This is a genomic window from Megasphaera sp. AF13-6AC (assembly GCF_027685385.1).
Lineage (GTDB): Bacteria > Bacillota > Negativicutes > Veillonellales > Megasphaeraceae > Megasphaera > Megasphaera micronuciformis.
This window is the reverse complement of sequence record NZ_JAQCUN010000270.1, coordinates 691-913: the sequence shown is the minus strand read 5'-3', so window position 1 is coordinate 913 and position 223 is coordinate 691. Positions and strand designations below refer to the sequence as shown.

At 48.9% G+C, this 223-nt stretch carries 1 protein-coding gene; it reads left to right on the top strand.

Translation table 11 applies throughout. The features are described 5' to 3' along the window. On the top strand, nt 1-223 hold a 223-nt coding region (locus PGX78_RS08775; protein ID WP_270446578.1), incomplete at both ends, for a hypothetical protein.

The window sequence follows — 223 nt, the reverse complement described above, 5'->3', positions numbered from 1 at the left end:
TTAGTAGCCAATGACGGAAGTGCCGACGGCGCCTATTCTGTCGATGCTGACGGCAAGGTGAACTTGACGGTAGAAGATAAGAAGCATGCAGGCGTAAAAGAAACGGTTACAATTAAGAATGTGGCATCCAAGACGGCTGTAGACAATTTGTCGAATCGCTCCGTACAGTACGATGTAACGGGCGGCGTCGTAAATAAAAACTCCGTTACCATGGCAGGCAGCA